26 protein-coding genes are annotated in these 25,062 nt (G+C 58.9%); 9 read left to right on the top strand and 17 right to left on the bottom strand.

Annotation, left to right across the window (positions count from 1 at the left end; all coding sequences use genetic code 11):
• Window positions 1–25: 25 nt before the first annotated feature.
• From ileS to murJ, 3 genes are all read right to left on the bottom strand, one after another.
• Entirely contained in the window at window positions 26–2,833 is a 2,808-nt protein-coding gene (gene ileS, locus A15D_RS08950; RefSeq protein ID WP_102791642.1) for an isoleucine--tRNA ligase, read from the bottom strand.
• Complete coding sequence (gene ribF, locus A15D_RS08945; protein ID WP_102791641.1) at window positions 2,830–3,795, bottom strand: bifunctional riboflavin kinase/FAD synthetase; 966 nt, start codon at window positions 3,793–3,795, stop codon at window positions 2,830–2,832. Before ribF ends, ileS begins: the two co-directional genes overlap by 4 nt.
• A gap of 72 nt (window positions 3,796–3,867) precedes the next feature.
• The gene (gene murJ, locus A15D_RS08940; RefSeq protein WP_102791640.1) at window positions 3,868–5,433 is read right to left on the bottom strand and encodes a murein biosynthesis integral membrane protein MurJ; all 1,566 of its coding nucleotides are present in this window, start codon (window positions 5,431–5,433) and stop codon (window positions 3,868–3,870) included.
• Window positions 5,434–5,716: 283 nt separating this feature from the next.
• On the opposite strand from murJ, the gene rpsT reads away from it, so the two are divergent.
• Entirely contained in the window at window positions 5,717–5,983 is a 267-nt protein-coding gene (gene rpsT, locus A15D_RS08935) for a 30S ribosomal protein S20 (RefSeq protein WP_022986431.1), read from the top strand.
• A gap of 149 nt (window positions 5,984–6,132) precedes the next feature.
• On the opposite strand, the gene proB is transcribed toward rpsT, so the two are convergent.
• The 4 genes from proB to rplU form a co-directional block, all read right to left on the bottom strand.
• Complete coding sequence (gene proB, locus A15D_RS08930) at window positions 6,133–7,239, bottom strand: glutamate 5-kinase (protein ID WP_102791639.1); 1,107 nt, start codon at window positions 7,237–7,239, stop codon at window positions 6,133–6,135.
• A gap of 103 nt (window positions 7,240–7,342) precedes the next feature.
• Entirely contained in the window at window positions 7,343–8,530 is a 1,188-nt protein-coding gene (cgtA, locus tag A15D_RS08925) for an Obg family GTPase CgtA (protein WP_022986433.1), read from the bottom strand.
• Window positions 8,531–8,674: 144 nt separating this feature from the next.
• Window positions 8,675–8,935: a 50S ribosomal protein L27 gene (rpmA, locus tag A15D_RS08920; RefSeq protein ID WP_022986434.1), complete on the bottom strand. Its 261-nt coding sequence runs from the start codon at window positions 8,933–8,935 to the stop codon at window positions 8,675–8,677.
• A gap of 32 nt (window positions 8,936–8,967) precedes the next feature.
• Entirely contained in the window at window positions 8,968–9,279 is a 312-nt protein-coding gene (gene rplU / locus A15D_RS08915) for a 50S ribosomal protein L21 (protein ID WP_022986435.1), read from the bottom strand.
• A gap of 290 nt (window positions 9,280–9,569) precedes the next feature.
• Between rplU and A15D_RS08910 the strand changes: the two genes are divergently transcribed.
• Genes A15D_RS08910 through A15D_RS08900 form a run of 3 tightly spaced genes read left to right on the top strand, consistent with a single transcriptional unit; the run spans window position 9,570 to window position 11,409 of the window.
• The gene (locus tag A15D_RS08910; protein WP_102791638.1) at window positions 9,570–10,541 is read left to right on the top strand and encodes a polyprenyl synthetase family protein; all 972 of its coding nucleotides are present in this window, start codon (window positions 9,570–9,572) and stop codon (window positions 10,539–10,541) included.
• A gap of 26 nt (window positions 10,542–10,567) precedes the next feature.
• Window positions 10,568–11,149, top strand: a complete 582-nt coding sequence (locus A15D_RS08905; protein WP_102791637.1) for a YajG family lipoprotein — start codon at window positions 10,568–10,570, stop codon at window positions 11,147–11,149.
• On the top strand, window positions 11,149–11,409 hold the full coding sequence (locus tag A15D_RS08900) for a SelT/SelW/SelH family protein (RefSeq protein ID WP_102791636.1): 261 nt from the start codon (window positions 11,149–11,151) through the stop codon (window positions 11,407–11,409). The genes A15D_RS08905 and A15D_RS08900 overlap by 1 nt, the downstream gene beginning before the upstream one ends.
• Before the next feature lie 6 nt (window positions 11,410–11,415).
• Here A15D_RS08900 and A15D_RS08895 read toward each other — a convergent pair whose 3' ends face one another.
• From A15D_RS08895 to A15D_RS08880, 4 genes are read right to left on the bottom strand one after another with little or no spacing between them, the layout of a single operon-like run.
• A complete protein-coding gene (locus A15D_RS08895; RefSeq protein ID WP_102791635.1) occupies window positions 11,416–12,594 on the bottom strand; it encodes a sodium:proton antiporter in 1,179 nt (392 codons plus the stop codon).
• A 15-nt stretch (window positions 12,595–12,609) separates the two neighbouring features.
• A complete protein-coding gene (locus A15D_RS08890; protein ID WP_102791634.1) occupies window positions 12,610–12,801 on the bottom strand; it encodes a CPXCG motif-containing cysteine-rich protein in 192 nt (63 codons plus the stop codon).
• Between the two features lie 2 nt (window positions 12,802–12,803).
• Window positions 12,804–13,202 carry an HIT domain-containing protein gene (locus A15D_RS08885; protein ID WP_102791633.1) on the bottom strand — a complete coding sequence of 133 codons (399 nt, stop codon included), beginning with the start codon at window positions 13,200–13,202 and terminating at the stop codon, window positions 12,804–12,806.
• A gap of 55 nt (window positions 13,203–13,257) precedes the next feature.
• On the bottom strand, window positions 13,258–14,274 hold the full coding sequence (locus A15D_RS08880) for an AraC family transcriptional regulator (protein ID WP_102791632.1): 1,017 nt from the start codon (window positions 14,272–14,274) through the stop codon (window positions 13,258–13,260).
• A 183-nt stretch (window positions 14,275–14,457) separates the two neighbouring features.
• Here A15D_RS08880 and A15D_RS08875 point away from each other — a divergent pair, with 183 nt between their 5' ends.
• Window positions 14,458–15,291 (top strand): NAD(P)-dependent oxidoreductase, encoded by an 834-nt coding sequence (locus tag A15D_RS08875; RefSeq protein WP_102791631.1) that lies wholly within the window; start codon window positions 14,458–14,460, stop codon window positions 15,289–15,291.
• A 181-nt stretch (window positions 15,292–15,472) separates the two neighbouring features.
• Complete coding sequence (locus A15D_RS08870) at window positions 15,473–15,691, top strand: hypothetical protein (RefSeq protein ID WP_102791630.1); 219 nt, start codon at window positions 15,473–15,475, stop codon at window positions 15,689–15,691.
• 19 nt (window positions 15,692–15,710) lie between these two features.
• On the opposite strand, the gene A15D_RS08865 is transcribed toward A15D_RS08870, so the two are convergent.
• The gene (locus A15D_RS08865) at window positions 15,711–16,091 is read right to left on the bottom strand and encodes a hypothetical protein (protein WP_102791629.1); all 381 of its coding nucleotides are present in this window, start codon (window positions 16,089–16,091) and stop codon (window positions 15,711–15,713) included.
• A 254-nt stretch (window positions 16,092–16,345) separates the two neighbouring features.
• On the opposite strand from A15D_RS08865, the gene A15D_RS08860 reads away from it, so the two are divergent.
• Window positions 16,346–16,774: a phasin family protein gene (locus tag A15D_RS08860; protein WP_102791628.1), complete on the top strand. Its 429-nt coding sequence runs from the start codon at window positions 16,346–16,348 to the stop codon at window positions 16,772–16,774.
• A gap of 197 nt (window positions 16,775–16,971) precedes the next feature.
• Window positions 16,972–18,312 carry an AarF/ABC1/UbiB kinase family protein gene (locus A15D_RS08855; protein WP_102791627.1) on the top strand — a complete coding sequence of 447 codons (1,341 nt, stop codon included), beginning with the start codon at window positions 16,972–16,974 and terminating at the stop codon, window positions 18,310–18,312.
• Window positions 18,313–18,380: 68 nt separating this feature from the next.
• Here A15D_RS08855 and A15D_RS08850 read toward each other — a convergent pair whose 3' ends face one another.
• Window positions 18,381–18,932 carry a porin family protein gene (locus A15D_RS08850; RefSeq protein ID WP_102791626.1) on the bottom strand — a complete coding sequence of 184 codons (552 nt, stop codon included), beginning with the start codon at window positions 18,930–18,932 and terminating at the stop codon, window positions 18,381–18,383.
• 128 nt (window positions 18,933–19,060) lie between these two features.
• On the opposite strand from A15D_RS08850, the gene A15D_RS08845 reads away from it, so the two are divergent.
• A complete protein-coding gene (locus tag A15D_RS08845; RefSeq protein WP_102791625.1) occupies window positions 19,061–21,478 on the top strand; it encodes a hybrid sensor histidine kinase/response regulator in 2,418 nt (805 codons plus the stop codon).
• Here the strand turns inward: A15D_RS08845 and A15D_RS08840 are convergent.
• The 4 genes from A15D_RS08840 to A15D_RS08825 all read right to left on the bottom strand — a co-directional run bounded on the left by A15D_RS08840 (window position 21,475) and on the right by A15D_RS08825 (window position 24,983).
• Complete coding sequence (locus A15D_RS08840; protein ID WP_102791624.1) at window positions 21,475–22,836, bottom strand: VWA domain-containing protein; 1,362 nt, start codon at window positions 22,834–22,836, stop codon at window positions 21,475–21,477. The genes A15D_RS08845 and A15D_RS08840 overlap by 4 nt on opposite strands.
• Window positions 22,836–23,765: a MoxR family ATPase gene (locus A15D_RS08835; protein WP_102791623.1), complete on the bottom strand. Its 930-nt coding sequence runs from the start codon at window positions 23,763–23,765 to the stop codon at window positions 22,836–22,838. The genes A15D_RS08840 and A15D_RS08835 overlap by 1 nt, the downstream gene beginning before the upstream one ends.
• A gap of 119 nt (window positions 23,766–23,884) precedes the next feature.
• Window positions 23,885–24,247: a putative quinol monooxygenase gene (locus tag A15D_RS08830; RefSeq protein WP_022986451.1), complete on the bottom strand. Its 363-nt coding sequence runs from the start codon at window positions 24,245–24,247 to the stop codon at window positions 23,885–23,887.
• Between the two features lie 58 nt (window positions 24,248–24,305).
• A complete protein-coding gene (locus A15D_RS08825) occupies window positions 24,306–24,983 on the bottom strand; it encodes a nitroreductase (RefSeq protein WP_102791622.1) in 678 nt (225 codons plus the stop codon).
• Window positions 24,984–25,062: the final 79 nt, after the last annotated feature.

Raw genomic sequence — 25,062 nt, 5'->3', positions numbered from 1 at the left:
CACCCCTTTCCGCCTTACAGAGCGTTTAGGCGTAATGCCGCACTTCGCCGTCACCGTCCACATTGGTGACACAGCGGCCACACAGCGCTTCATGGCCCGCATGACTACCCACATCAGGCTGGTGATGCCAGCACCGCACGCACTTGGTATGGGCCGACGCGACCACTTCCACTTTCAGCCCGGGCACACTGTCATCCAGCCCGGCCGGAGCCTGAGACAACGGCTTGAGAGTCGCCGCAGAGGTGATTGTCACGAAACGCAACTCGTCACCCAGTTTTTCCAGCAACGCCTGCTTGTCGGCCTCCACGAACAGGGTCACTTCCGCACTGAGCCCACCCTTGATCACCTTGTCGCGGCGCGCCCCTTCAATGGCCTTGTTAACGCCCTGTTTCACGTCTTGCACCTGCTGCCAGAACTCACGCCCCATGGCGTCGCCCTCAAGGGCAAACAGGCCGTCATACCATTCGGCCAGGAACACGGAATCGAGCCGCTCTCCGGGCAGGTTTTCGTAAATTTCCTCAGCGGTGAAACTGAGAATCGGCGCCATCCATCGCACCAGCGCCTGGGCAATATGGTACAGGGCCGTCTGGCAAGAGCGCCGTGCCACAGAATCTGCCTGGGTGGTGTACTGGCGATCCTTGATGATATCCAGATAAAAGCCACCCAGATCCAACGCACAGAAGTGATGCAGGCGCTGGTAGATCTGGTGGAAGTGATAACCGTCGTACAGCCCCTTGATCTCGTCCTGCAACTGCAGGGCACGATCCACAATGTAGCGATCCAGTGCCAGCATCTGCTCCGGTTGCAATGCATCCACCGCAGGATCAAAACCACTCAAATTGGAGAGCAGGAAGCGGCTGGTATTGCGGATACGGCGATAGCTGTCGCCCATCTGCTTGAGAATGTCCTTGGACACCGACATCTCGCCACGGTAGTCGGTGGCCGCCACCCAAAGACGCAGGATGTCGGCGCCCAAATCGTTCCACACTTCCTGCGGAGCGATCACGTTGCCGATGGACTTGGACATCTTGCGGCCCTGCTCATCCACGGTGAAGCCATGGGTCAGCACCGTCTCGTAGGGCGCCGCATCGCGGATAGCCAAGCTGGTCAGCAAGGAGGACTGGAACCAGCCACGGTGCTGGTCAGAGCCCTCCAGGTACAGATCCGCCGGGGCTCGCAGCTGTTCACGCTGATCCAGCACACAGTAGTGGGTCACGCCGGAATCGAACCACACGTCCAGGGTATCGGTGACCTTGCTGTACTGGTCCGCCTCGTCGCCGAGCAGCTCGGCCGGATCCAGATCGAACCAGGCATCAATGCCCTCTTTTTCGACACGCTGCGCCACCTGCTCGATCAACGCCGGGGTATCGGGGTGCAGCTCGGAGGTTTCCTTGTTCACGAACAGCGCAATGGGCACGCCCCAGGTACGCTGCCGGGAGATACACCAATCCGGGCGGTCGCTGAGCATGCCGTCGATGCGAGCCTTGCCCCACTCGGGCAGCCACTGAACTTTTTCTACTTCCTGCTGGGCACGCTGGAGCAGGCTATTCTTGTCCATGGACACGAACCACTGCGCGGTGGCGCGGAAAATCAGCGGGGTCTTGTGGCGCCAGCAGTGCGGGTAGCTGTGTTCCAGCTTGGCGAACTTCACCAGCGCACCGCTTTCTTTCAGGGCCTCAATCACCGGCTCGTTAGCCTTGCTCACGTGCAGGCCACCGACCACCTCAAGGTCGTCACGGAACTTGCCGTTATCCAGTACCGGGCTGACTGGATCCAGGTCGTATTTCTGTCCGACCACAAAGTCATCGGCACCGTGGCCCGGGGCCGTGTGCACCAGGCCGGTACCGGCATCGGTGGTAACATGCTCGCCGAGAATCACCGGCACCTGATACGCCAGGAACGGATGCTGCAGGGACAAGCCTTCCAGCTTGGCGCCCACGACAGACGCGGAGCGGGACACATTCTCCAGCCCCCATTTTTCCACCAGATCATCCGCCAGCGCCTCGGCCACCAGCCATTCACCGGCCTCACCATCCTGCGTGGCGGTCAGCAGCACATACTCCAGCTCCGGGTGTACCGCCACCGCGCGGTTGGCCGGCAAGGTCCAGGGCGTGGTGGTCCAGATCACCAGGCGTGGCGCCTTCGCCTCGATGGCGCTGCGCGCGGTGAAATCCGCACCGTCCACCACCGGGAATGCCACATCAATGGCAAAAGACACCTTGTCGTAATATTCCACTTCCGCTTCGGCCAGGGCAGAGCCGCAATCCAGGCACCAGTGCACCGGTTTGAAGCCCTGCTGCAGATGACCGTTGTCCACGATCTTGCCGAGGCCACGGATGATATTGGCCTCGAAGCCGTAATCCATGGTCAGGTAGGGATTGTCCCAATCACCGAACACACCCAGGCGCTTGAAGTCGGCCTTCTGACCTTCCACCTGCTTGCTGGCGTATTCACGGCACTTTTGCCGGAAGGTGCGGGCGTCGACCTTGTGGCCAGCCTTGCCGACTTTCTTTTCCACCATCAATTCGATGGGCAGGCCATGGCAATCCCAGCCGGGCACATAGGGGGCATCAAAACCCGCCAGGGTGCGCGACTTGACGATCATGTCCTTGAGGATCTTGTTTACCGCATGGCCAATATGAATATTGCCATTGGCGTAGGGAGGACCATCATGAAGAATAAACTTGGGACGACCGGCAAAAGCCTCGCGAATCTTCTGATAGAGCGCTTTCTCCTGCCACTCTTTCAGCCGCGCGGGCTCACGCTGGGACAAACCGGCCTTCATGGGGAAGTCGGTATGGGGAAGGTTAAGCGTTGCCTTGTAGTCCGTCATATTCCCGTCTTTTCAAAGTAGTCTCGGACCGCTTCCACATCCTGCCAGATAGCAGTCTTGAGCTGGTCCAGGTCCGCAAATTTTTCTTCCGCCCGCACATAATGGCGGAACGCTACCGTCAGGTGCTTGCCGTACAGGCCGTCCTTGCCAAAACCGGCACCGTCGTCCTCTTCACAAAAATCCAGCAGGTGCACTTCCAGGCGGTTCTCGGTCCCATTCACGGTGGGCCGGGTGCCCATATTGGCGGCCCCCGGCTGATCCGTCAGGCCCGCACCACTTACGCTGACAGCGAACACACCATTCAGGGGAGACTGCAATCGTTTCAGGGCCAGGTTCACCGTGGGCAAATTCAGGGTGCGACCGATCTTGTCACCGTGACGCACCCGACCGCTGATAGCGAAGGGCCGGCCCAGTAACTGCGCGGCCAGATCAAACGCCCCGGCACTCAGGGCCGCCCGGATCCGGGTGCTGGACACCCGCTCACCGTCCACTTCACAGGTGGCCGTGTCCGTCACCGAAAAACCGAAACGCTCACCGGCCTGCCTTAAATAGGCGAAATCGCCATCACGGCCGCAACCGAAACGGAAGTCATCGCCCACCACCAGATAGTCCACACCCAAGCCATCGACCAACAGGCCTTTGACAAAGGCCTCGGCGGTAAGCGCCCGGAAGCGCGCATTGAAACGCACACACAACACCTGATCTACCCCGGCCTCTCGCAAGGCGATCAACTTGTCGCGCAGCGACATCAACCGGGGCGGCGCCTGATCCGGCGCAAAAAATTCCTGGGGCTGAGGCTCGAACAGCATCACCGTGGATTTCAACCCACGGCGACGGGCTTCCGTGATCACCTGATCCAGAATGCGCTGATGGCCCAGATGCACCCCATCAAAATTGCCGATGGTGGCCACACAGCCACGATGCGTCTCGCGCAGATTGTGAATGCCGCGAATCAGTCGCATCACACCCTCGTCTCGAAAGACGCCAGATTATACAGGAACGCTGCCGGGCTGCACGACGGTTGTAGGTCCTGGCTAGCGGCGCAAATGTCGCACCCTCAGCCCCAACACCAGCAAACAAAGACCATAGGTCCCCAGGCCCGCCACTACGATCAGGCTCAACCAACCAACGCGCAGCATTGCGCCGGCCTCGGTCCATACCTGGGTTTGCTGCGCCAGCCACCCGGTTCCTGCTGCCATGGCGCCCCCGGCCACCAGCATGCGCAGCCCGTGCCCCGTCCAACCTGGCAAAGGCTGGTAGACGCCGCTGCGGCGCAGCCCGATATATAGCAGCCCGGCATTCAGCCAGGCAGAAAGCGCCATGGCCGTGGCCAGGCCCACATGACGGAATTCCCACACCAGCAGAGCACCAAACAGCATATTTGCCAGCATGGACACCACCCCGATTTTCACCGGAGTCTTGGTGTCCTGGCGCGCGTAATACCCCGGCGCCAGCACCTTGATCAGCATGGCCGCCAGCAATCCGAAGCTGTAGGCGCGCAGGGATTCAGCCGTTTTCGCCACATCGAGCGCGGTAAACTCACCATACTGGAACAAGGTGGACAGCAAGGGCTCTGCCAGCACCGCCAATGCCAGCGCCGCCGGAAGACCAATCAACAGCACCAGGCGAATCGCCCAATCCAGCATGCGGGAAAACGCCTGCGGATCTGCCTGGGCATGTTGCCGGGACAGACTCGGCAGAATCACCGTCCCGATGGCGACCGCAAAAATACCCAGTGGCAGCTCAATCAAGCGATCGGTGTAATACAGCCAGGTCACCGACCCGGTCTCCAGCAGGGAGGCCAGCACCGTATTGACCAACGAATTCAGCTGGTAGACCGACGCACCGAACAACGCCGGCGCCATCAACCCCATGATCTTGCGCACTCCCGGGTCCTGCCACCCCATACGCGGCACCGGCATGAGATTCAGACGCGCGAGAAAAGGCAACTGAAACAGCAGCTGGGCCGCACCGGCGATCAACACCCCCCACGCCAGCGCCACCGCCATCCGGTCCTCGGCAAAGTGCGGCGCCAGAAACAAGGCACACGCAATCAGGCTCAGATTGAGCAGCACCGGGGTAAACGCCGGCACTGCAAACCGGTTCCAACTGTTAAGGATGCCGCCCGCGAAAGCCGTCAGGGCGATAAAAAAGAGATAAGGGAAGGTCAGACGCAGCATTTCCACTGCCAGCGCCCGCTTGTGCGGCTCATCACCAAACCCGGGCGCGAACACCCAGATGATCAAGGGCGCGCCCAGCACCCCCAGCAACGTCACCAGCATCAGGGTGCCACCCAGTGTCCCGGCAACCCGGTCCACCAGCAGTTTGGTGGCCGCCATGCTGCCCTTGTTGCGGTATTCGCTAAGCACCGGCACAAAGGCCTGGTTAAACGCCCCTTCAGCAAACAAGCGACGCAGGAGATTGGGAATTTTAAGGGCAACAAAAAAGGCATCCGCCCCGGCGGACGCCCCCAGCATGCGGGCGATCACCACGTCACGGATCAACCCCAGCACCCGCGAAAGCATGGTCATGCTCGACACCACCAGGGTGGAGGCCAGCAAGCCGGCTTTTTTGGGTGGGGTCTGCGTGCTGTCTGTCATGGGGTCTCCAATGCCCGGGCGCCACCCGGGCAGCCCACAACGCCCCTCATCCGGGCGGAACCGGGCAAGGTTAGCGAAAGGCCACACGAACCGCTACCAGTGATCATTTCAGCGCCCTTTTCCCATTGACAATGCCCCTCATGATCGGCATAGTTGCGCGTCTTTAGACCGTGGCACGCCTGTTTTTTGATCACAACCTGATCGCGACAACGTGTGCCGGCCGCCCTGCGGCCTGTGTCATAAACCCAATTTCGACCTCAGAATTCAAGATAGGAGCAGGACCTTGGCTAATTCACCGCAAGCACGCAAGCGTGCGCGTCAGGCGGAAAAGCGCCGTCAGCACAACGCAGCGATGCGCTCCATGGTGCGCACATACCTGAAAAAGGTGAACGCGGCTATTGCGTCCGGCGACCAAGGTGCCGCCCAGGAAGCTTACACCCAAGCGGTATCCGTGCTGGACAAAGCCACCCGCAAGGGCAAGTTTCACCCCAACAAGGCCGCTCGCCACAAGAGCCGCCTGAACACCAAGATCAAGGCCATGGCTGCCTGATCGAACGTGTTCACGTTGGACATAAAAAAACCGGCCTCGCGCCGGTTTTTTTATGTCCGCCAATCGCCTTCACGCAACACGCCAACCTTCGACCGCACGCAGAGACCCGCTTTTAGCGTGCAAGCGTGTTGCGCGAAAGCGTGTGAGCGCTACTCAAACACCACCATATTGTCCCGGTGGATCAATTCTTCTTCGTTCATGTAACCCAGCACATCCGCGATCTCCGCACTCTTCTTGCGACAGATCCGACGCGCATCTGCCGCATCGTAATTCACCAGACCGCAGGCAATCCGCTCACCCTGCTCGGTCTCGCAGGCCACCATCTCGCCACGGGAGAACTGGCCAAACACATCAACCACCCCCACCGGCAGCAAACTTGAGCCCCCCTCACGAACACGCCTGACCGCACCCGCATCCAGCACCAGCCGACCGCGCATCTGCAGATGCCCGGCCAGCCACTGCTTGCGGGCATTCATCGGGGAAGTGTCCGGCAACAAGGTGGTGCCAGGCCCCAGCCCCTCTGCCAACTCAACCAACACCTCCGGGCTGCGACCCGAGGCAATCGTGGTAAACGCCCCGGAACGGGCCGCCAGTTTGGCAGCACGGACTTTCGTCGCCATGCCACCACGCCCCAGCAGACCACCGCCACCCGCCACTCGCTCAATGGCCGGGTCCGACGCCTGCGCCTCCCGAATCAGACCCGCATCGGGGTTGCTACGCGGATCAGCATCGAACAGCCCCTCCTGGTCGGTCAGGATCACCAGACGATCCGCCTCCACCAGGTTCGCCACCAGGGCAGCCAGCGTGTCGTTGTCACCGAAACGGATTTCGTCGGTCACCACGGTGTCGTTTTCATTCACCACCGGCACCACACCAAACCCCAGCAGGGTTAGCAACGTGGAACGGCCATTCAGGTAGCGTTTGCGATCAGAAAGATCATCGTGGGTCAGCAGCACCTGGGCGGTGTGCAGATTATGCCGCTGAAAACAGGACTCCCAGGCTTGCACCAGCCCCATCTGCCCGACAGCAGCGGCCGCCTGCAGCTCGTGCACGGAATCCGGGCGCCTCCCCCAGCCAAGACGGGTCATCCCCTCGGCCACTGCGCCAGAGGAAACAATCACCACCTCAATACCGCGCTGACGCAGCATTACCATGCGATCCACCCAGGATTGCATCAGCGCCACATCGAGCCCTTTGCCATCATTGGTCAACAGGGCACTGCCGATCTTGATAACCCAACGCTGGCGATCTGCCACCTTCGCTCCTTACAAGTTCCGTAGGGCGGAAATTGGCGCCAGCCAATCTCCGCCAGCCAAGCGGTAACGACGGAGATGGGCGCTCGCCCATTTCCGCCCTACATTACGGCTCGTAGATGATTTCCACGTCGTGATCGTCATCATCGTCGTCATCCCGGTCATTGTCCCGGGCGCGCCGCGCTTCCGCCTTGAGCTCCTGCACCTTTTCACGAGCCTCTTCTTCCAGGCGATGACGAAGATCCTGCTGAGCCGCAGCATACTCAGGATCTTCCTGCTCCAGGCGACGACGATCTTCAATGGCATTCATCAGGGCATAAACCAGCTCTTCGCAACCCACGCCTGCCGCCGCAGAAATGCCGTAAACCGGCCCCTGCCAGCCCAGCTCCTCCACAATGGCATCGATTTTGGCTTGAGCTTCGTCATCCGCCAGCAAATCAATCTTGTTAAACACCAGCCAGCGTTCCTGCTCCGCCAGCGCCGGCGAGAACTGATCCAGCTCATCCGCGATGGCATCAATATGGTCTGCCGGATCACCGCCATCCATGGGCGCAATATCCACCACATGCAGCAACAAACGGGTTCGCGCCAGATGCTTGAGGAAACGAATCCCCAACCCGGCCCCTTCTGCCGCCCCTTCGATAAGCCCCGGAATGTCTGCCACCACAAAGCTGCGATGACGGTCCGCCTTGACGACACCCAGATTCGGCACCAGCGTGGTGAAGGGATAGTCCGCCACCTTGGGCTTGGCGGCAGAAATGGACCGAATCAGAGTGCTCTTGCCCGCGTTGGGCATCCCCAGCAAGCCAACATCCGCCAGCACCTTGAGCTCCAGGCGCAAGCGACGGGATTCCCCCGGCTTGCCCTTGGTGGTCTTGCGGGGAGCCTGATTGGTACTGCTCTTGAAATGGATGTTGCCCAGACCGCCACGCCCTGCGCTGGCGATCATCACCGGCTTTTGCGGGTCGGTCAGGTCGGCCAGCACTTCATCGGTATCCACATCGATCACGGTGGTGCCGACCGGCACCAACAGCGTCACGTCATCCGCGGATTTTCCGGTCATCTGCCGCCCCTTGCCGGGCTCACCATTTCGCGCCTTGAAAATGCGTTCGTAACGGTAATCCACCAGGGTATTGAGATTGCTGTCGGCCTGAAAATACACGCTGCCGCCAGCACCGCCATCACCGCCATCCGGGCCGCCAAACTCCACATACTTTTCGCGTCGGAAACTCAGGCAGCCATCACCGCCCTTTCCGGCATGGACTTCAATAGTGGCTTCGTCGACAAATTGCATGGGAACAGACTCTCTTTCAGAACGGTGCCATTCTACGGCAATGCATTCATTTTGGGGACAGATACGGCCGGACAAAGCCCCGGCCGCAAATACAAAAAAACCCCGCGGGCGAAGCCTCGCGGGGTTTTTTCTGATCCGTCAGGATCAGGCCACAGGCTCGATCACCACGTACTGGCGGCTCAGCGGGCCTTTAACCTCGAACTTTACACGACCTGTTTCAGTGGCAAAGATGGTGTGGTCTTTACCCATGCCGGCATTCACACCAGCGTGAAACTTGGTGCCACGCTGACGAACAATAATTTCGCCTGCATTTACCAGCTGGCCGCCGAAACGCTTAACGCCAAGGCGCTTACTCTGCGAATCGCGACCGTTACGAGTACTACCACCGGCTTTTTTATGCGCCATGATCTAAATCCTCTTGAATGTGTGTCTAAGGATCAGCCCTGGATCCCGGTGATTTTCACCGCAGTGTACCACTGACGGTGACCCTGCTGCTTGCGGTGGTGCTTGCGACGACGGAACTTGATGATCTTCACTTTCTTGTGACGACCCTGCTCCAGCACCTCGGCAGTAACCTTGGCACCATCCACAACCGGCTGACCGACTTTTACGTCGTCGCCGTTAGCAACCAGCAGCACCTGGTCGAAATCCACGGATTCGCCAGTTGCCACTTCAATTTTCTCGATGCGAACAACATCGCCTTCTTCAACGCGATACTGCTTGCCACCGGTTTTGATTACTGCGTACATCGTTTGTGCTCCAGCACGACTCCACTCAGGCGGGCAACAACACCCTGTTCGGGCGATCACCACTTGCGGGCCAGGCAGAGGGTTAAATCGGGCCGCGAAGTTTACGGCAAACCGCCCCCTCATGCAACGCCCAAACCCCGTTAACTGACGCCCCGCCCCCCTGATCCTTCCTTTGGTCACGCCAGCTTGACACCCAACAGTGACAATAAGGCGGAATTCATTGACTGGCGGCCCCTCGCTGTTAGCATTGCCCGCTGTTGCGCCACCATCACTCGCCCGGACTCAAGTACATGGATTTCAAGGCTATTTATGCCGCGGTCGAACAGGATTTTGCCGCTGTAGACACCTTTATCACTCACCATCTGGACTCCGGCGTCCCCCTGATCCGCGAAGTCGGCGACTATATTGTCCAGTCTGGCGGCAAGCGCTTGCGTCCGCTGGTTGCCATCCTCTGCGCCCGCGCCGGCGGCTACCGCGGTGACCGGCATGTGGACGTGGCAGCCATCATCGAGTTCCTGCATACCGCCACCCTGCTCCACGACGATGTGGTGGATGAGTCCAACCTGCGCCGAGGCCGCCCCACCGTCAACGCCGTCTGGGGCAACGCCGCCAGCGTGCTGGTGGGCGATTTCCTGATTTCGCGCGCCCTGCAACTGATGGTCGCCCTGCGCCATCCTCGTCTGCTGGACATCTTCTCTCTGAGCACCAACACCATCTCTGAAGGTGAAGTCCTGCAGCTGATCAACGTGCGCGACCCCAACACCACCGAGCAGAACTACATGCGGGTCATTCACCACAAGACCGCCAAGATGTTCGAATCTGCAGCCGAAACCGGCGCCGTGCTGGCCGCCGACGACAACACTGACTTTACCGAGGCATTTGCAACCTATGGCCGCCATCTCGGCATTGCCTTCCAGTTGATTGACGACGTGCTGGACTATCAAGGGGATGCCAGCGAGCTGGGCAAAAACGTGGGGGACGATCTGGCCGAGGGCAAGCCCACCTTGCCGCTGATCTATACCATTGCCAACGGCTCCAATAGCCAGGCAGCCCTGATCAAGGATGCCATTCGCAGCGGCGGACTCGATCACCTGGAGGAGATTGTGGAAACTGTTCGGGCCAGTGGCGGTCTGCAATATACAGTGGACAAGGCCGCAGAACATACTCGCCTTGCCCTGGACGCCATTGCCGAGGTGCCGGCCTCCCCTTACAAGGAGTCGCTCACCACTCTGGCCCAGGAATCCCTGAACCGCACTTTCTGAATCACCGGCCCCGACAAGGAGACACCATGCTTAGAGCCGTCTTGCTTCTTACCCTCAGTGCCGCCTTTGCCGGCTGCGCCTTGAGCCCGCAGTCCATTGACGTGCAACCTGTGGCGGATGTGGAAGCCGCCAACATCGGCCAGAACAAGCCAGTACTGGTGTATGCCGTGGATTCCCGTGATCAACTCGCCTTCGGCACCCGCGGTGGCGTCTACAAAGAAACCTCGCTGGTGCAACCGGCCAATGACGTTAAAACCGCCGTGGAAGAAGCCGTTCGACAAGGACTACAAACCCAGGGCTTTAACGCCTTCAACCCCGATGACGACGCGACGCGACTGGAAGTGCGCCTTGAGCAGCTGGACTACGTACCGGAAGAAGGCTCTGTGGTGAACAGCGTCACCCTGACCCTGACCCTTGAAGGCGTCGCCAGCCGTGACGAGATCACCCATACCGGCACTTACCGCAGCAGCGTCAAGCATGACCTGCCCCTTACGCCCACGGCAAAACGCAACGGCGAGATGGTAAACGCCATCCTCAGCGGCGCAATTACCCGCATGCTGAACGATCCTGAAATGCAGGCCTTCCTGGCCGGGAACGACACTCCCTGATGACCCACCGTGTGGTGATCCACTACTGCAGCCAGTGCAACTGGCTGCTGCGTAGTGCATGGTATGCGCAGGAACTGCTGGGCACCTTCGCGGATGAACTGGACGAAGTCACACTTCAGCCCGGCACCGGAGGCGCATTCTGGATAGACGCAGATGAACAGCGCATCTGGGAGCGCAGCTTCCCCGACATCAGCGAACTCAAACGGCGGGTCAGGGATGTAATCTGCCCAGACCGCTCGTTGGGCCACCATGACCGGTAGCCCTGGCTAGCCACGATTCAACCAGCGAATGCCAGAACTTGCGCTTGCACCGTGAAGCATCACACTCAGCCATACCGTCACCACCACCAGCTGACTGACAAGCTCAACCCCTTCGCCCTGCCCGTGCTGCTCCAGAAAAACCAGCCCCAACACAATAGACGCCAGCCCCCTGGGGCCAAACCAACCCATGAACAAGCGCTGCCGCATAGTTAACGCCGTGCCGGCCAGCGCCAGCAACACCGGCCCTATGCGAATCAGGGTCAGGCTCAACAAGCCATAGACCACATATCGCCACTCCAGACTCTGGAGGGCTGTTAACGCGATCAGGCCAAACAGGAAAAACACGGAATGGCTTAGCCACCCACCCAGCAGCCCGTAAAAACGGTCCTCCCGGCTGGCCGGACGAAAACGCCACTGCAACGCCAGACCGGCGACAAACGCCGCAATAAACATGCTGGCTTCAACCATTTCGGACAACAACAGCGCCATGATCGGCAGCGACAGGATCGCCATTTGCTCGCCATCTTCCGCCAGCCAGCCAAGGCGCGAAAAGCTCGCCAGCAGCAGCCCTCCAATCCCGCCAACCAGAAGACCAATGACCGCGCCATAGCCCAATTGCTCGACAATGTATTCGAGCAACATTCCACTGGCCTCAAAGCCCTGCATTCCCGTCAGGGCAATAAAAAACAACAGGAAAGGAACACTTAACCCATCATTCAGTCCTGCCTCCACATTGAGGGACTCGCGCACTCTTTCCGGCACCGCAGGACTGTTCACGATCACCTGCCCGAGGCCCGCATCCGTGGGAGCCAGAATGGCGCCTACAATCGCCGCATACCAAAGCCCCAGCGAAGGAAACAGCCACCAGGCAAACATCCCGCCGAGCACAATGGTGAGCAGCATGCCAGTCGTCAACAATCGCACCGACAGCATTCCATCGCGGCGGAGCTCCCGTAAATTGGTGTGACTGGCATCCGTGAACAACAGCAGCACCAACGTCAGCTCAGCCACAGTCAGAAACGCCTGCCCCCCTGATTCCATCGCCAACCCCGGAGTCAACAGAAACGCGACAAGCATGCCAGCCAGAGTGAACAGCATTGGGGCCGTCAGGTAACCGCCCTCAAGTCGTTTCGATACCAATCCGTAGGCAAAGACCAGTGCAATAAAAATCCCAATCAGCAACATTCCCCACGCCCTTCCCTAGTCATTTTCCGGCCGAACACAGACGTCGGGCCGCTCGCCCCCTTCTGACAACGTTACCGTCAACACCATGGGCCGACAGCAAACCTGACAGTCTTCAACATATTCCTGTTCGGGCACAGAGGTATCCACCAAAATCTCAATCTGCTCCCAACAACAGGGGCACTGTATTGCCACCGGCTCCAATCCCATGGTCAGACTCGACCGCCCAACGCATCCAGCCAGGCCGGACTCTCGCCCTCTCCCCAAGGCTCAGGGGCCCCCTGTCCCCAGACAGGCCCTGGCCAACAGGGGTCCCCCTCAAACCGGGCGATAATGTGAATATGGAGCTGCGGAACCATATTGCCCAACGCCCCGATATTGATTTTGTCGGCACCGGTGATGTTCTCCAGCTCCATCGCCAACGTATTCACCTGCTGCAGCAAGGCGACCTGCTCGTCTGCTGGCAAATGATGCCATTCACGCAGACCGTCACGCTTGGGCACCACAATCAGCCAGGCAAAACGCTGATCGTTCATCCAGCGCAGCCAGCACAGCTCGGTTTCTCCCAGAGCACGGGTATCCGCCGCCAGGCGGGGGTGAAGCGTTGCCATGAGTGACTCCAGACAGATTCAGTCCTGCACCCGTCGTGCAGGGCAATATTTTGGGTTACTGACGATAATCGGACGGGCTGCGCTGGGTCCAGCGACGAAAGGCACGAGCAAAATTGGAGGCATCCGAGTAACCAAGAGACATGGCTATCTCGTCCACCGTGCGGTCAGACTGGGTGAGGAACTCCACCGCCAACCCTTTGCGCAGGCCATCGAGAATTTCCTGATAACTGGTCCCCAGCTGCTGCAACTTGCGCTTCAGCGTTCGCGACGACATATGCAGCTCGCTGGCCACTTCTTCCACACCGGGAAAACGCCCGCCGCCCGCCAGAATAATACGGCGCACCTGTCCCAGCAGTGCAGGAGGGGCCTTGATCGAGGCCATTTCCTGCTCGCACTGGTCCGCCGCCATGCGAGCCAGACGGGGGTCCGCGAAGTGCAGCGTGTAATCCAGCCGCTCTACCGGGAACCGCATCTGGTTGTAAGCGCAATCGAAATAGACCGGCACCGGCATCAGCGGGCGCATACGCTCAAAATAGGCAGGCTCGGGGTAGGAAAACCGTAGCTCGCCAATCACATCCATGCCTGGCAACAACTTCTGCCCCATGAAATGGAAACTGGAGAACAGGCTTTCCATGGTCATGGGAGCCAGCTCCCCCAGCGCCAACAGCTCATTGACTTGCAGGACGGCCATATCACCATCCTGAAAAGTCTCCAGCTGCACCATGGTGCTGCGGGTGCGAAAATACTTCACGGCCAATTCCAGCGCCTCACCGAGGGTGGCACTGCTCATCGCCGCATACCCCAGAAAACCATGGGAAGAGAGCGTCATTGACGCACCAAGCTCCCAACCGAGCCAGGGCTCTTGCGTAATGTTGACGGCACGCAACGCCACTCGCTCGAAATCCTGGGCAGTAATACGAGCCTTCGGGTCACGCCAGCACCCTGACTCAATATTCGTGCCCGCCAGCACCTGCTCGGTATCCACACCACGGCGCGCCAGTACGTCCAGCATCAGCGACAGATATTCAGCGGAGACGGAGTACTCCGCCGGGTCCATTTTCAGAATTGTCATGGTTATTACTCAGCTCTGACCTTCCATGGCCCCAAATGACCGAAAAAAGAACCTTATCCTGCCCAACCCATGCTGACAAGTGACCGAGGGACACTTGTTGACCCGCCCTGCAGCCAACGTCATTGCGATTTAACCAAGCGCTTGCTAGGTTGTCATCGCAACAGCCACCCTCCGGAGAGGACCATGAACCCATCCCTGAAAGGCAAAACCCTGTTTATCACCGGCGCCAGCCGTGGCATCGGCAAGGCAATCGCACTCAAGGCGGCCGCAGACGGCGCCAACATCGCCCTGTTTGCCAAAACCACAGAACCCCACCCCAAACTGCCAGGCACCATTTACACCGCGGCCGAAGAAGTCCGCGACGCCGGCGGCACCCCACTGGTCTGCGTAGGCGACATCCGCCACGAAGAACAGCTCAAAGCGGCGATTGACCAGACCGTGGAGACCTTTGGCGGCATCGACATTCTGGTCAACAATGCCAGCGCCATCGCCCTCACAGGCACAGAAGCCACCAGCATGAAGTCCTATGACCTGATGCATCAAATCAACAGCCGCGGCACTTTCATGGCCAGCAAACTTTGCCTGCCGCATCTCAGGCAATCCGACAACCCACACATCCTGAATCTGGCGCCACCGCTCAACATGGCGCCGCATTGGTTCGGCCGGCATGTGGCTTACACCATGGCCAAGTACGGCATGAGCCTGTGTGTACTGGGCATGGCAGACGAGTACAAGAACAAGGTGGCCGTCAACGCCCTGTGGCCAAAGACCGTCATCAACACCGCGGCAGTACAAAACCAGCTGGGCGGCGTTCCGGCAGTGCAGGCTGCCCGTCAGCCCTCGATTATGGCCGATGCCGCCTACGCCATCCTGACGCGCCCCGTCGCCGCGGCCTCCGGCCACTTCTTCATCGACGAAGAGATCCTCCGTGACACCGGCGTCAGCGATTTCAGCCCTTATCGGGTGGACCCCACCCTGGAAGACAACCAGCTACTCCCTGATTTCTTTCTGGATTAAGAGGCAGCCCCGCCATGCGGGGTTACCAAAATTGTCACTTGCTGCCGAGGTTCGCCGGCATAATGTGATCGATCGCACAACGAGATTTTTAACTTGCTGAAATATAAGAATAAAAATTATTTCACAAGACTGGCACAATTCTCGCTTTTATCCCTGCAGGCAAACACAGGGACTCTGTGCCATGAGCAAGATTCTGAAACTGAACACACTGCGACCGGAAAAGGCGCTAGACAATCTGAACCGGGTCACCGGATTGGATTTTGATAGCTGGCCAGAATCCCTGGTCAACCACGCAGAGACACAGGACGCACAGGAAAGTGCACCACAGGAGAAAAGGGCAGTCAGAAAGACCGCCCCAACGGTTTCTCACCTTGAGGAAAAGGCGCGCAAGCAGGGGTGACGGCGCGCCGACCGACCACTCAATAATTGGAAATCAGCTTGTCCGAGCTCTTCAGCGCGGCCCCGCGGCGCTGCATGAACAGCTCTTCCACAACGTGGGTCATGCCTGGATCGCTCAGGCGCAGCGAGATCTGCACCTGCTCCACATCCGCTGTCAGCTTCAGGCGAATGGACCCCGACAACAATGCGCTGCCTTCTCCGCCGACCTCAGCGGTATCCACCAACACCGCTTTTTCAGACTTGCTGTCGATGTAGCGCACCACCAGCTGCACCTGACCTGCGGCACCGGCCACCCTCACCCAGGAGGCCACATTGAATTCCGCTTCCCACTGACGCGCCTTGGCCGGACGCCCATCCGCCCAAATTCGGCCAGGCACTTTGGCAATGAATTTTTCTATCATTCTGTTCTCTCTAAACCGGTACAGTCTTTTTTGCCAGTGTACGCATGCGAATAAATGACGACCACGTATGACTTGGCGTACTGACATTGATGGATATCACACCTTGAAAGTTCCCCGCCATTAGCCCGGTGTATAATTGTTAGACAGAATGACAGCTCGGCAGGGCGCGCTCGCCTTAATCTCATCCTCGTGCAGTCCACACTCTGACTGCAAACAAATTTTCTTTACACCGGACAATGCAAGGAATTAACCACATGGGCGAGCTGAAAGATCTGCGTGAACAAAGCGAATCTCTGGTAAACCGTGCCAAGGACCTGGGCAACAAGCTGTATCTGGCTGGCCTGGGCGCCTATGACAAGGCCGAAGAAAACTCCGAAGACCTGCTGAACAAGTACGTAGAAGCTGGCACTGCCGCCTACGGCGAAGATGCCGAAGGCAAACCGAAAGCCCTGCTGGCCGGTCGTGGCGCCCTGCAAGCGGCCCGCGAACTGCTCGACAGCGCACCGGAAAAGCGCCAGGCCCTGTATGAGAAACTGATCGAAGCAGGCAAGAAAGAGCGTGGCGAGAAAGCCGACGCAACCAACGAATTCGTGCTGGCCGGCCTGGGTGCTGTTGCCACCGCACGTGAAGAAGGCGAGAAACTGTTCAACGATCTGGTTTCTGCCGGACAGAAACGTAGCTGATTCTGTTTCCTTTCTGTTGTTACTCTCCTTTTAGGGGCCTTTTTGGCCCCTTTCTTTTGCCTGGCACCTTGCCAGTCACCCAGGGAACCTCTGAATAACCGCCTTCTGGCCCCTTTTCCCCCTGTACAGCCCGTGATGGCCGGTCTACCGTTGAAGCATAATTCCGACAATACACGCTACTGCTTACGCGAGGGACCATGGCTGACCAGCCCCGCCGTAAAAAACGCCCCACCTCCACGACCGGCCGGCTGTTCCGCCTTGCCGGCATGACCACCTCGGTTGCCACACGTGTAGCAGGGCATCAGGTCAAAGGGCTGTTTCAGTCCGATGCTGCCAAGGCCGCAGACCGGGAAAAGCTGATGCAGCACATCGGCAAGGAAGTGGCCGCTACCTTGGGAGAGATGAAAGGGGCAGTCATGAAAGTGGGCCAGATCGCGTCCCAGATGCAGGACATCCTGCCCCGGGAGATCAGCGAACAACTCAAGGTGTTGCAAAACGCCTCCGCCCCCATGCCATTCCATGTGATCCGTCGCCAGCTGGAAAAAGAGCTTGGAGACACGATCGACAGCCTCTTCTCCCGCTTCGAAGAAACGCCTTTTGCGGCTGCCTCCATTGGCCAGGTCCACCACGCCACCACCCATGAGGGTGAGGAGGTGGTGGTCAAGGTGCAGTACCCTGCCGTCAAGGAATCCATCGACTCGGACATGAAACACCTGCGACGCATTCTGCGCCTGGGCAGCTTGTTGAAGGTCGATGAAGCCGCCCTGGACGGTGTTTTCCAGGAAATTCGTAACCAGCTGCATGAAGAACTGGACTACTGTCAGGAAGCCGCCAATCTTGACGAGTTTCGGCAACGCCATGCAGACCAGCCGTGGCTGGTGATCCCCCGCGTATACAGGGAACTATCCAGCGAGCGAGTACTCACTCTAAGCCGCGAAGACGGCACCGCGCTGGACGACGTCAACAACCGCAACGGCTTTGACCAGGACACCCGCAACCTGCTGGGCGAACGCCTGTTTGATGCCATTGGCCAGCAGATCTTTGAATTCCGCGCCGTACACTGCGACCCCCACCCCGGCAATTTTGCCTTTCGCCCGGACGGCACCATCGTGATGTATGACTTTGGCGCAGTGAAACGCCTGCCCTCACAGGATGCGCAACTGCTCCGCGACATCGTGACCAGCGCCATAAAGGAAGAATGGGAGACGCTGGATCAGCAGCTGCAGAGACTGGGCGCCCGCAAACACGACAGCGACGTAAGCGGCGACTTCTACGCCACCTGGATCGAACTCCTGCTGCGTGCCTTTTCGCGGGAACCCTTCGACTTTGCCCGCTCCCAATTGCACACAGACATTCTTAAACAGGTAAAACGTACTTCACTGGAACAGATGATGAAATTCCAGCCTTCCCCGCGCAGCCTGCTGGTAGAGCGCGTTGTCAGCGGGCACTACTGGACATTGATGCATCTGGGCGTCATTGCCGCCTTCCGACCCAATCTGGAGCGAGCATTGCAGAGCGACACGCGCCCCGAACACTGACGCAAGCAGAAAAAAGAAAGCCCCGCAGAGCGGGGCTTTTCTTGCAAGAGGGTTGGTTCAACGCCGGATTAGAAGGCGGAGCGCAGACCCACACTGATACCGGAAATCTCTTCTTCATCGGTATCGACGTAGCGCATGTATTCCAGATTCGCACCAAAGGTGTCAGTAAAGTTGAAATCCAGGCCTGCACCGTAGGATTCATCTTCAAAGGTCTCGGTGTCGCTGTAGGAATAATTCACGCCAGCAATATCACCGTTGGCAGATACCTTGCCTTTGACCTTGGTATAACCACCAATGATGTAAGGGCGCAGGTTTTCACCAATGGGTGCACCCAGTTTCAGGTAACCCCCGTAGAGGTGATCCATTTCAAAGTCGACGATACCCTGGCTGTCTTCATCAACGCCTACACCACCGCGGGCTTCCAGTGCCAGAAAATCGGTGAATTCAAACCCGGCATTCAGGGTCGCAGCATCAATCTTGAGCGTATCGGAATCGAACTCTTCGTTGTCATACTGGATCTGGCTGTAGTTACCACCAATGTACGGCCCTGCTGCATAGGCACCCTGGGCAACCAGCATGGAACAAGACAGCATCAACACACGACGAATCATGACTTTCATTTCGAGACTCCTTTTTCGTTCAGTCATGGTTTTCGAGACGTAATAGGTCGTACAGTTCCAGAAGATCCGGTAAATTCTGTAAAAACAACCTGTTCGGGATCCACATAACAGCGATAACAGGATCGGGAATGACAAAGGGACGCGTCTTGCTGGGCCTGGCACTGCTGGTGCCATTACTGCTGCTGACATCATTGGGCCACGCCGTCATCCTCAACGGGGAACAGGACCGTTACGAGGTCGCCAACGGCATGCGCTGGCTGGCAGACCCCCGCCACAGCTACACCCCGGAATCCGCACTGCTGGCGCTGCAAAATGGTCAGGGCACCGAGCTCAACAAGGATTACCCGTCACTGGGATTTCAGCATGGTTTTCAGTGGTTCCTGGTGTCACTGGAAAACCAGACCCCACTGCCGTTCTGGTTTCTGCGCATGGGCCGCCCCCACCTCGATTATCTCGACGTTTATCTGTTTGATGAACACGGCAACTCGCTGGATCACCAACGACTGGGGGACCGCGTGCCCTTCAGCCTGCGCGAGTTCCCTCACTACCATCTGGTCACCCTGCTGACCCTGCCAGAGAACGGCAAACGCTTCCTGCTGCTCCGCGCCCAGGGCGACAACGTCATTGAAATGCCGCTCACGCTCAGTGCCCCTGCAGCCTTCAACCACCAGGACAATCAGCTATCCATCTTTTACGGGCTCTATTACGGCGCCATCATCGCCATGTGCCTGTTCAACTTGCTGCTGTTTTTCTCGATCCGCGACAGCAGTTACTTGCTGTACGTTCTCTATCTGGGCACCTTCGGGCTCAACCTGTTCACCCGCGAAGGCCTTGGCTACCAATGGCTGTGGCCAGATGCCATCCTGTGGAACCATTATTCCCTGCCCATACTGAACCTGCTGACCCTGGCCTTTTCATTACTCTTCACCACACTGTTTCTGGATCTGAAGAGCCGCGCCCCGAAAATCCATCGTGGCATCACCCTGATGGCCTGGGTCCTGATTGTCCTGTCCCCGTTCACACTGCTGAACTTCCATGTGGCCATTCAGGTTTCTACCGCGATTGTCTTCCCCTGGCCGCTGATAGCTGCCGGCCTTGCCGTATGGCTTGTCCTGCAGGGCTACAGCCCCGCCCGCTATTTTCTGCTGGCGTTTCTGGCGGTTGCGGTTGCCACACTGCTCTATGTGCTGAAGTCCTTTCAACTTCTCGAAGGCGGCTGGCTACTGGAAAATGCCATGCAACTGGGCACCTTTCTGGAAGCGGTACTACTGTCGTTTGCCCTGGCCCACCGGATGACAGTGCTGAAGAGCGAAAATGCCCGCATTCAACGCGAAGCCAACGAGGCCCTTGAACGCCGGGTCGATGAACGCACCCGGGAGCTGAACGCGGCCTTGAGCGCCCGCAGTGAATTCCTCGCCGTCATGAGCCACGAAATCCGCACGCCCCTCAACGGCATCATTGGCACCGTGGATATGCTCAAGGGCACCCCCATGGACGAGGAGCAAAAACACAACCTTCACGTCATCGAGCAATCTGGCAACAGCCTGCTCAACCTGATCAACGACATCCTCGATTACTCGCGCATCGAAGCCGGCAAAATGCCCATCGAGCAGACCAGTTTCGCACTGGACGAACTGATCGAAGACAGCATGGCGCTGTTCCAGCACAAGGCTCGCGTCCATTCCAACCTGCTCACTGTCAGCCTGGCAAACGACCTGGGTAGCTACTGCGTGGGCGACCCAGTGCGCCTTCGCCAGATACTGGTCAATCTGATCAGTAATGCCGTGAAATTCACCGACAACGGCGAAATCAGTATTACGGCGCACCGGGATGCCCAAAACCGCGACTACGTGTATTTCGAAGTCCGCGATACCGGCATCGGCATCAGCGCCGAACAGCTCACCAACCTGTTCGACCACTTCCAGCAGGGGGACAGCTCCACCAGCCGCCGCTATGGCGGCACAGGCCTGGGGCTCGCCATTTGCCGGCAGCTGGTAGAAATCATGGGCGGCGAAATTGGTGTCCAGAGCAAGCGCGGAGAAGGCTCGCGCTTCTGGTTCCGTTTGCCACTTCCCCAAACGCGGGAAGGCAACAATCGCCCGACGCCAGAGGGGGCTGAACCCTATACCCCTCATGCCGGTGGGCGTCTGCTGATCGTCGACGACAACCACATCAACCTGATGGTGGCCGAGGGCCTGTGTCGCAAGCTGGGCTTCAGCACGGAAGTCGCCGAAAGTGGCATGGAAGCCATTGCGGTCCTGCTGTCCGCCAACGAGCCCTTCGATATGGTGCTGATGGATTGCGAAATGCCAGAGATGGACGGCTTTGAAACTTCCAGAGCCATCCTCAGACTGCAAAAGGAAAAGCGCCTGCCCGCCACACCGATCGTTGCCCTCACCGCCCACGCGGTGCCTGACAAGATTCAGGCCTGTCATGAGGCCGGGATGGTCGGACACCTGGCAAAACCGATCAATATTGAACGCCTGCAAAACACGCTCAAACAGATCCTGCGCGACCCGGACATCCGTCTCGCCAACAAGCCCTAGGACGACTGACGCAGTGATACCAACAGGCGGTCCACTGCACGCTCCAGATCATTGAGATTACGGCAGCGATGGGCCTCGCGACAATGAGGCAAGTAGCGGTCCATCACCGCATCGCCACTGTTCCACTGGGAGCGGGATTCGGGATTCAGCCACCATACCTGACGTACCCTGCGGCGAATTTGCGCCAGGGTCTCCGCCCCTTCTGGCAGCGCATTATTCCGGGCATCGCCAAGAATAATCACCGTGGTGTGCCGATCCAGCTGACGCTCGCAACGGCGCCAGAATGTCTCGAACATCTGGCCGTAATCGGTGCCGCTGCCTGATAACCTGTCCAGCACCCGGCCAACCGCCACATCCGGGGAGTAACGACTGAAATCTTCCGTCACCTCATCAACCCGTGACGCAAAAGCAAAGCTGCGTACCTGTGGCAACACATCGTTAAGCGCGTAAAGAAACTGGAGCAAAAAACGGGCGGGTTCGCTGACCGAACTGGAGACATCACAGATCACCATGATTCGGCTCTTGCGCGGCGGCATTTGTTGCCAGTGAAGCTGCGCAGGCACACCGTCATGACGCAAACTGCCCGCCAGCGTACGACGGCCATCCAGGCGACCGCGGCGACTGCGTTTGAGACGACGCTGGTGCAGGCTGGCGAGCCGCCGAGCCATCTTTCGCACCAGCGCCTGCACTTCCCGAAATTCGCGAAGATCCCTGAACGCTACCGCGCGCATGGTCTGCTCACGCAACTCGCGACCATGGCCAGTGCCATGCAGCAAAAACTGGCGGCGCACCAGGCAGCTGGCTTGCTCACGCACCCGGCCACGCCACTCCCGCAACTGGTCCGCCTGAGCTTGCTGGGTCGCCGAGCCCTGACTTAGCTGGATAACCTGATCATCCACGGCTCCCATTCCCATGCTCATGAGCAGGCGCCGGGTGTAGAGTCCTTGCTGAGTGATCACCTGCATGTCGGTGAAATTCATGGCCGCCGCGGCTTCTGCCATGGTCTGGCTCAACGCATTGGCATCCGCATTGAGCAGGGACTGTATCTCGTCAGGCATCTGAGCCAGAAGATCCGCTGGCAGTATCGACGCTACATCGCCGGCAGAGTCACTTTCCCGGGCACCTGCTCCCTGCTCAGCGGTTTCGCCATCAAAGAAGCGACTGAAAGTGGTTTCAAAAGCCAGCCGGTCCTGCTCCGCCTTAACCAGAGTCACAGACAGCGCATCATGAAACCGCGCACGCCCTTCATACCCCACCAGAGCCACCGCCTCCATGGCTTGGGAGGCTTCATCCGGCGAAATACGCAGCCCCGCACCGCGCAGGGCACGAATAAACTCCGAGAGTCGACGAACCGGCATCAGCGCTTCCCGAACTTGCGCAACCAGCCTGGCAACAGCTCCCGTGCCAACGTCACATCCTGCTCGGTCTTCAGTACCAGATTCAGGGTATCGGCCACCAGCTCCTGCGACAGGCTGTCAGCATGCAACAGCACCAGCGCACGGGCCCAATCGAGGGTTTCCGAGATGGCCGGCAACTTCTTCATGTCCTGTTCGCGCAGGTACTGGATAAACGCCACCAGCTGATCACGCAGCTGGCCATCCAGCTCCGGCACCCGGGCTGAAACGATCTGCGACTCCAGCTCCGGGGCCGGATAGGGGATATAGAGGTGGAGGCAGCGGCGCTTGAGGGCGTCAGACAGTTCACGCTGATCATTACTGGTGAGTAGCACCAGTGGCTGATGCTTCGCTCTGACGGTACCCAGCTCAGGAATGGAAATCTGGAAATCCGATAACAGCTCCAGCAGGAATGCCTCGAATTCCTGATCCGCCTTGTCGATCTCGTCAATCAACAATACCGCCGGTTCGTCGCTGCGAAGCGCTTGCAACAAGGGACGAGGTTCAAGAAAGGTATCGCTATAGAAGGCTTCACCGAGATCGCCCAGTCTTGCCATGCTGGCATCCAGACTGTCGGTATCCGCCAGCATGCTGCCCAGCTTGTCGCGCAATAACTGGGTGTACAGCAACTGCTTGCCATACTTCCACTCATACAGTGCGCGACTTTCATCCAGCCCTTCATAGCACTGCAAACGAATGAGCGGCGCCTCCAGAAAAGCCGACGCCGTCTTGGCCAGCTCGGTCTTGCCGACTCCGGGCGGCCCCTCCACCAGTACTGGCTTGTTCAGCTGCGCCGCCAGATAGATCGCCAGCGCCACTTGTTCGCTACAGATATACCCCTGCCCGGCAAAACTGCTGACAATGTCTTCTACGGATTCGATACGGGTTTTCATGCACGCTCCTGCCAGTACGAACCTGGGAGACTAGCGCAGATTAACGGGAAAGGGCATGGCAGCGGGCGACAGACCCGCTGCCTAAAACGAAATGGCGGGAACCGGGCAAAGAGGAAAAATCAGTGCAGGGTAATGTTGTCTGCCAGCACTACCGGTGCAATGTCCTGGGGTTCATCCACGACCGGCTCCCCATCCACACCGCTAACATCAAAACGGGCGGAACTCACCTCACCATCAATGAGGTCGGGGATCGCATCCAGAAACGCATCCACATGCTCGGATCCGAAATGAACCTCCAGGGAGTCCAGGCAGCGCCATTGCTGCCAGACCATGATCACCCGGGGTTCATCCGCCTGCACATAGACCTCGTAGGCAAGACAGCCCTGCTCCTTGCGTGAGGCGCTGGCCAATTGCTGCACCAGCTCCAGCGCTTCGGGTTGCTGGTCGGACTTGATGGGGAACGAGCCTTTGACGATGATCATGCAGGTCTGCTTTGCCGGGAAAACGACCATTCTAGCACAATCCCGCCCTGCTCGCCTGTCAGCCGCAGAAGCGCACCGACTCGCCCAGCGCCACCCGGCCAACACGGGTACGGTTAGCCGCGATCTCCGGATCTTCATAACCAAAGCTGATACCCAGCACAATGGCCGTGGACTCCGGAATCTCCAGCAGCTCACGCACATCATCCGGGTAGTAACGCATACTCCCCTGGGCACACGCCCCCAGTCCATGAGCGGTCATCGTCAGCAGTAAGGACTGAATATACATCCCCACATCCAGCGCCACCGTCACACCGAACTGCTTCTCCATGCCGATAAACACGACATGAGGGGCATCAAATAACTGGAAATTACGCAACTCGGCCCGCTGGCGCCCTTCCCGGTCTTCCCGGGCAATCCCCATGCTGCCGTACAATTCCATGGCGCAATCGACCTGGCGCTGGCGATAGACGCCGTCGAAACGGGGCAAGCTTTCATAATCCGGCGCAAACGGCACACCGCGACTGACCTTGTCCACCATGCGCTCACGCAAGGCGTCCCGCACCTGACCACTCGCTACCCACACCTGCCAAGGCTGAATATTGCAGTTGGAAGGGGCATGCTGGGCCAGTGAAAATACCGACTCCAGCACCTCCTGAGGCACAGGCTTGTCCAGAAAGCCACGCACGGAACGGCGCTGTTTGAGGGCATCAGCCAAGGACATGGAATCGGCATTCATGAGGGATACTCCGGTCTAGGGTTTAGCGGAGTCTAACCAGCCCACAGACCCAGAGCGATGACAGGAACGCTCACAAAAA

Source organism: Alcanivorax sp. MD8A, assembly GCF_002888555.1.
GTDB lineage: Bacteria > Pseudomonadota > Gammaproteobacteria > Pseudomonadales > Alcanivoracaceae > Alcanivorax.
Note: the sequence above shows the minus strand (reverse complement) of the source record. Positions and strands in the feature narration are given on the sequence as shown.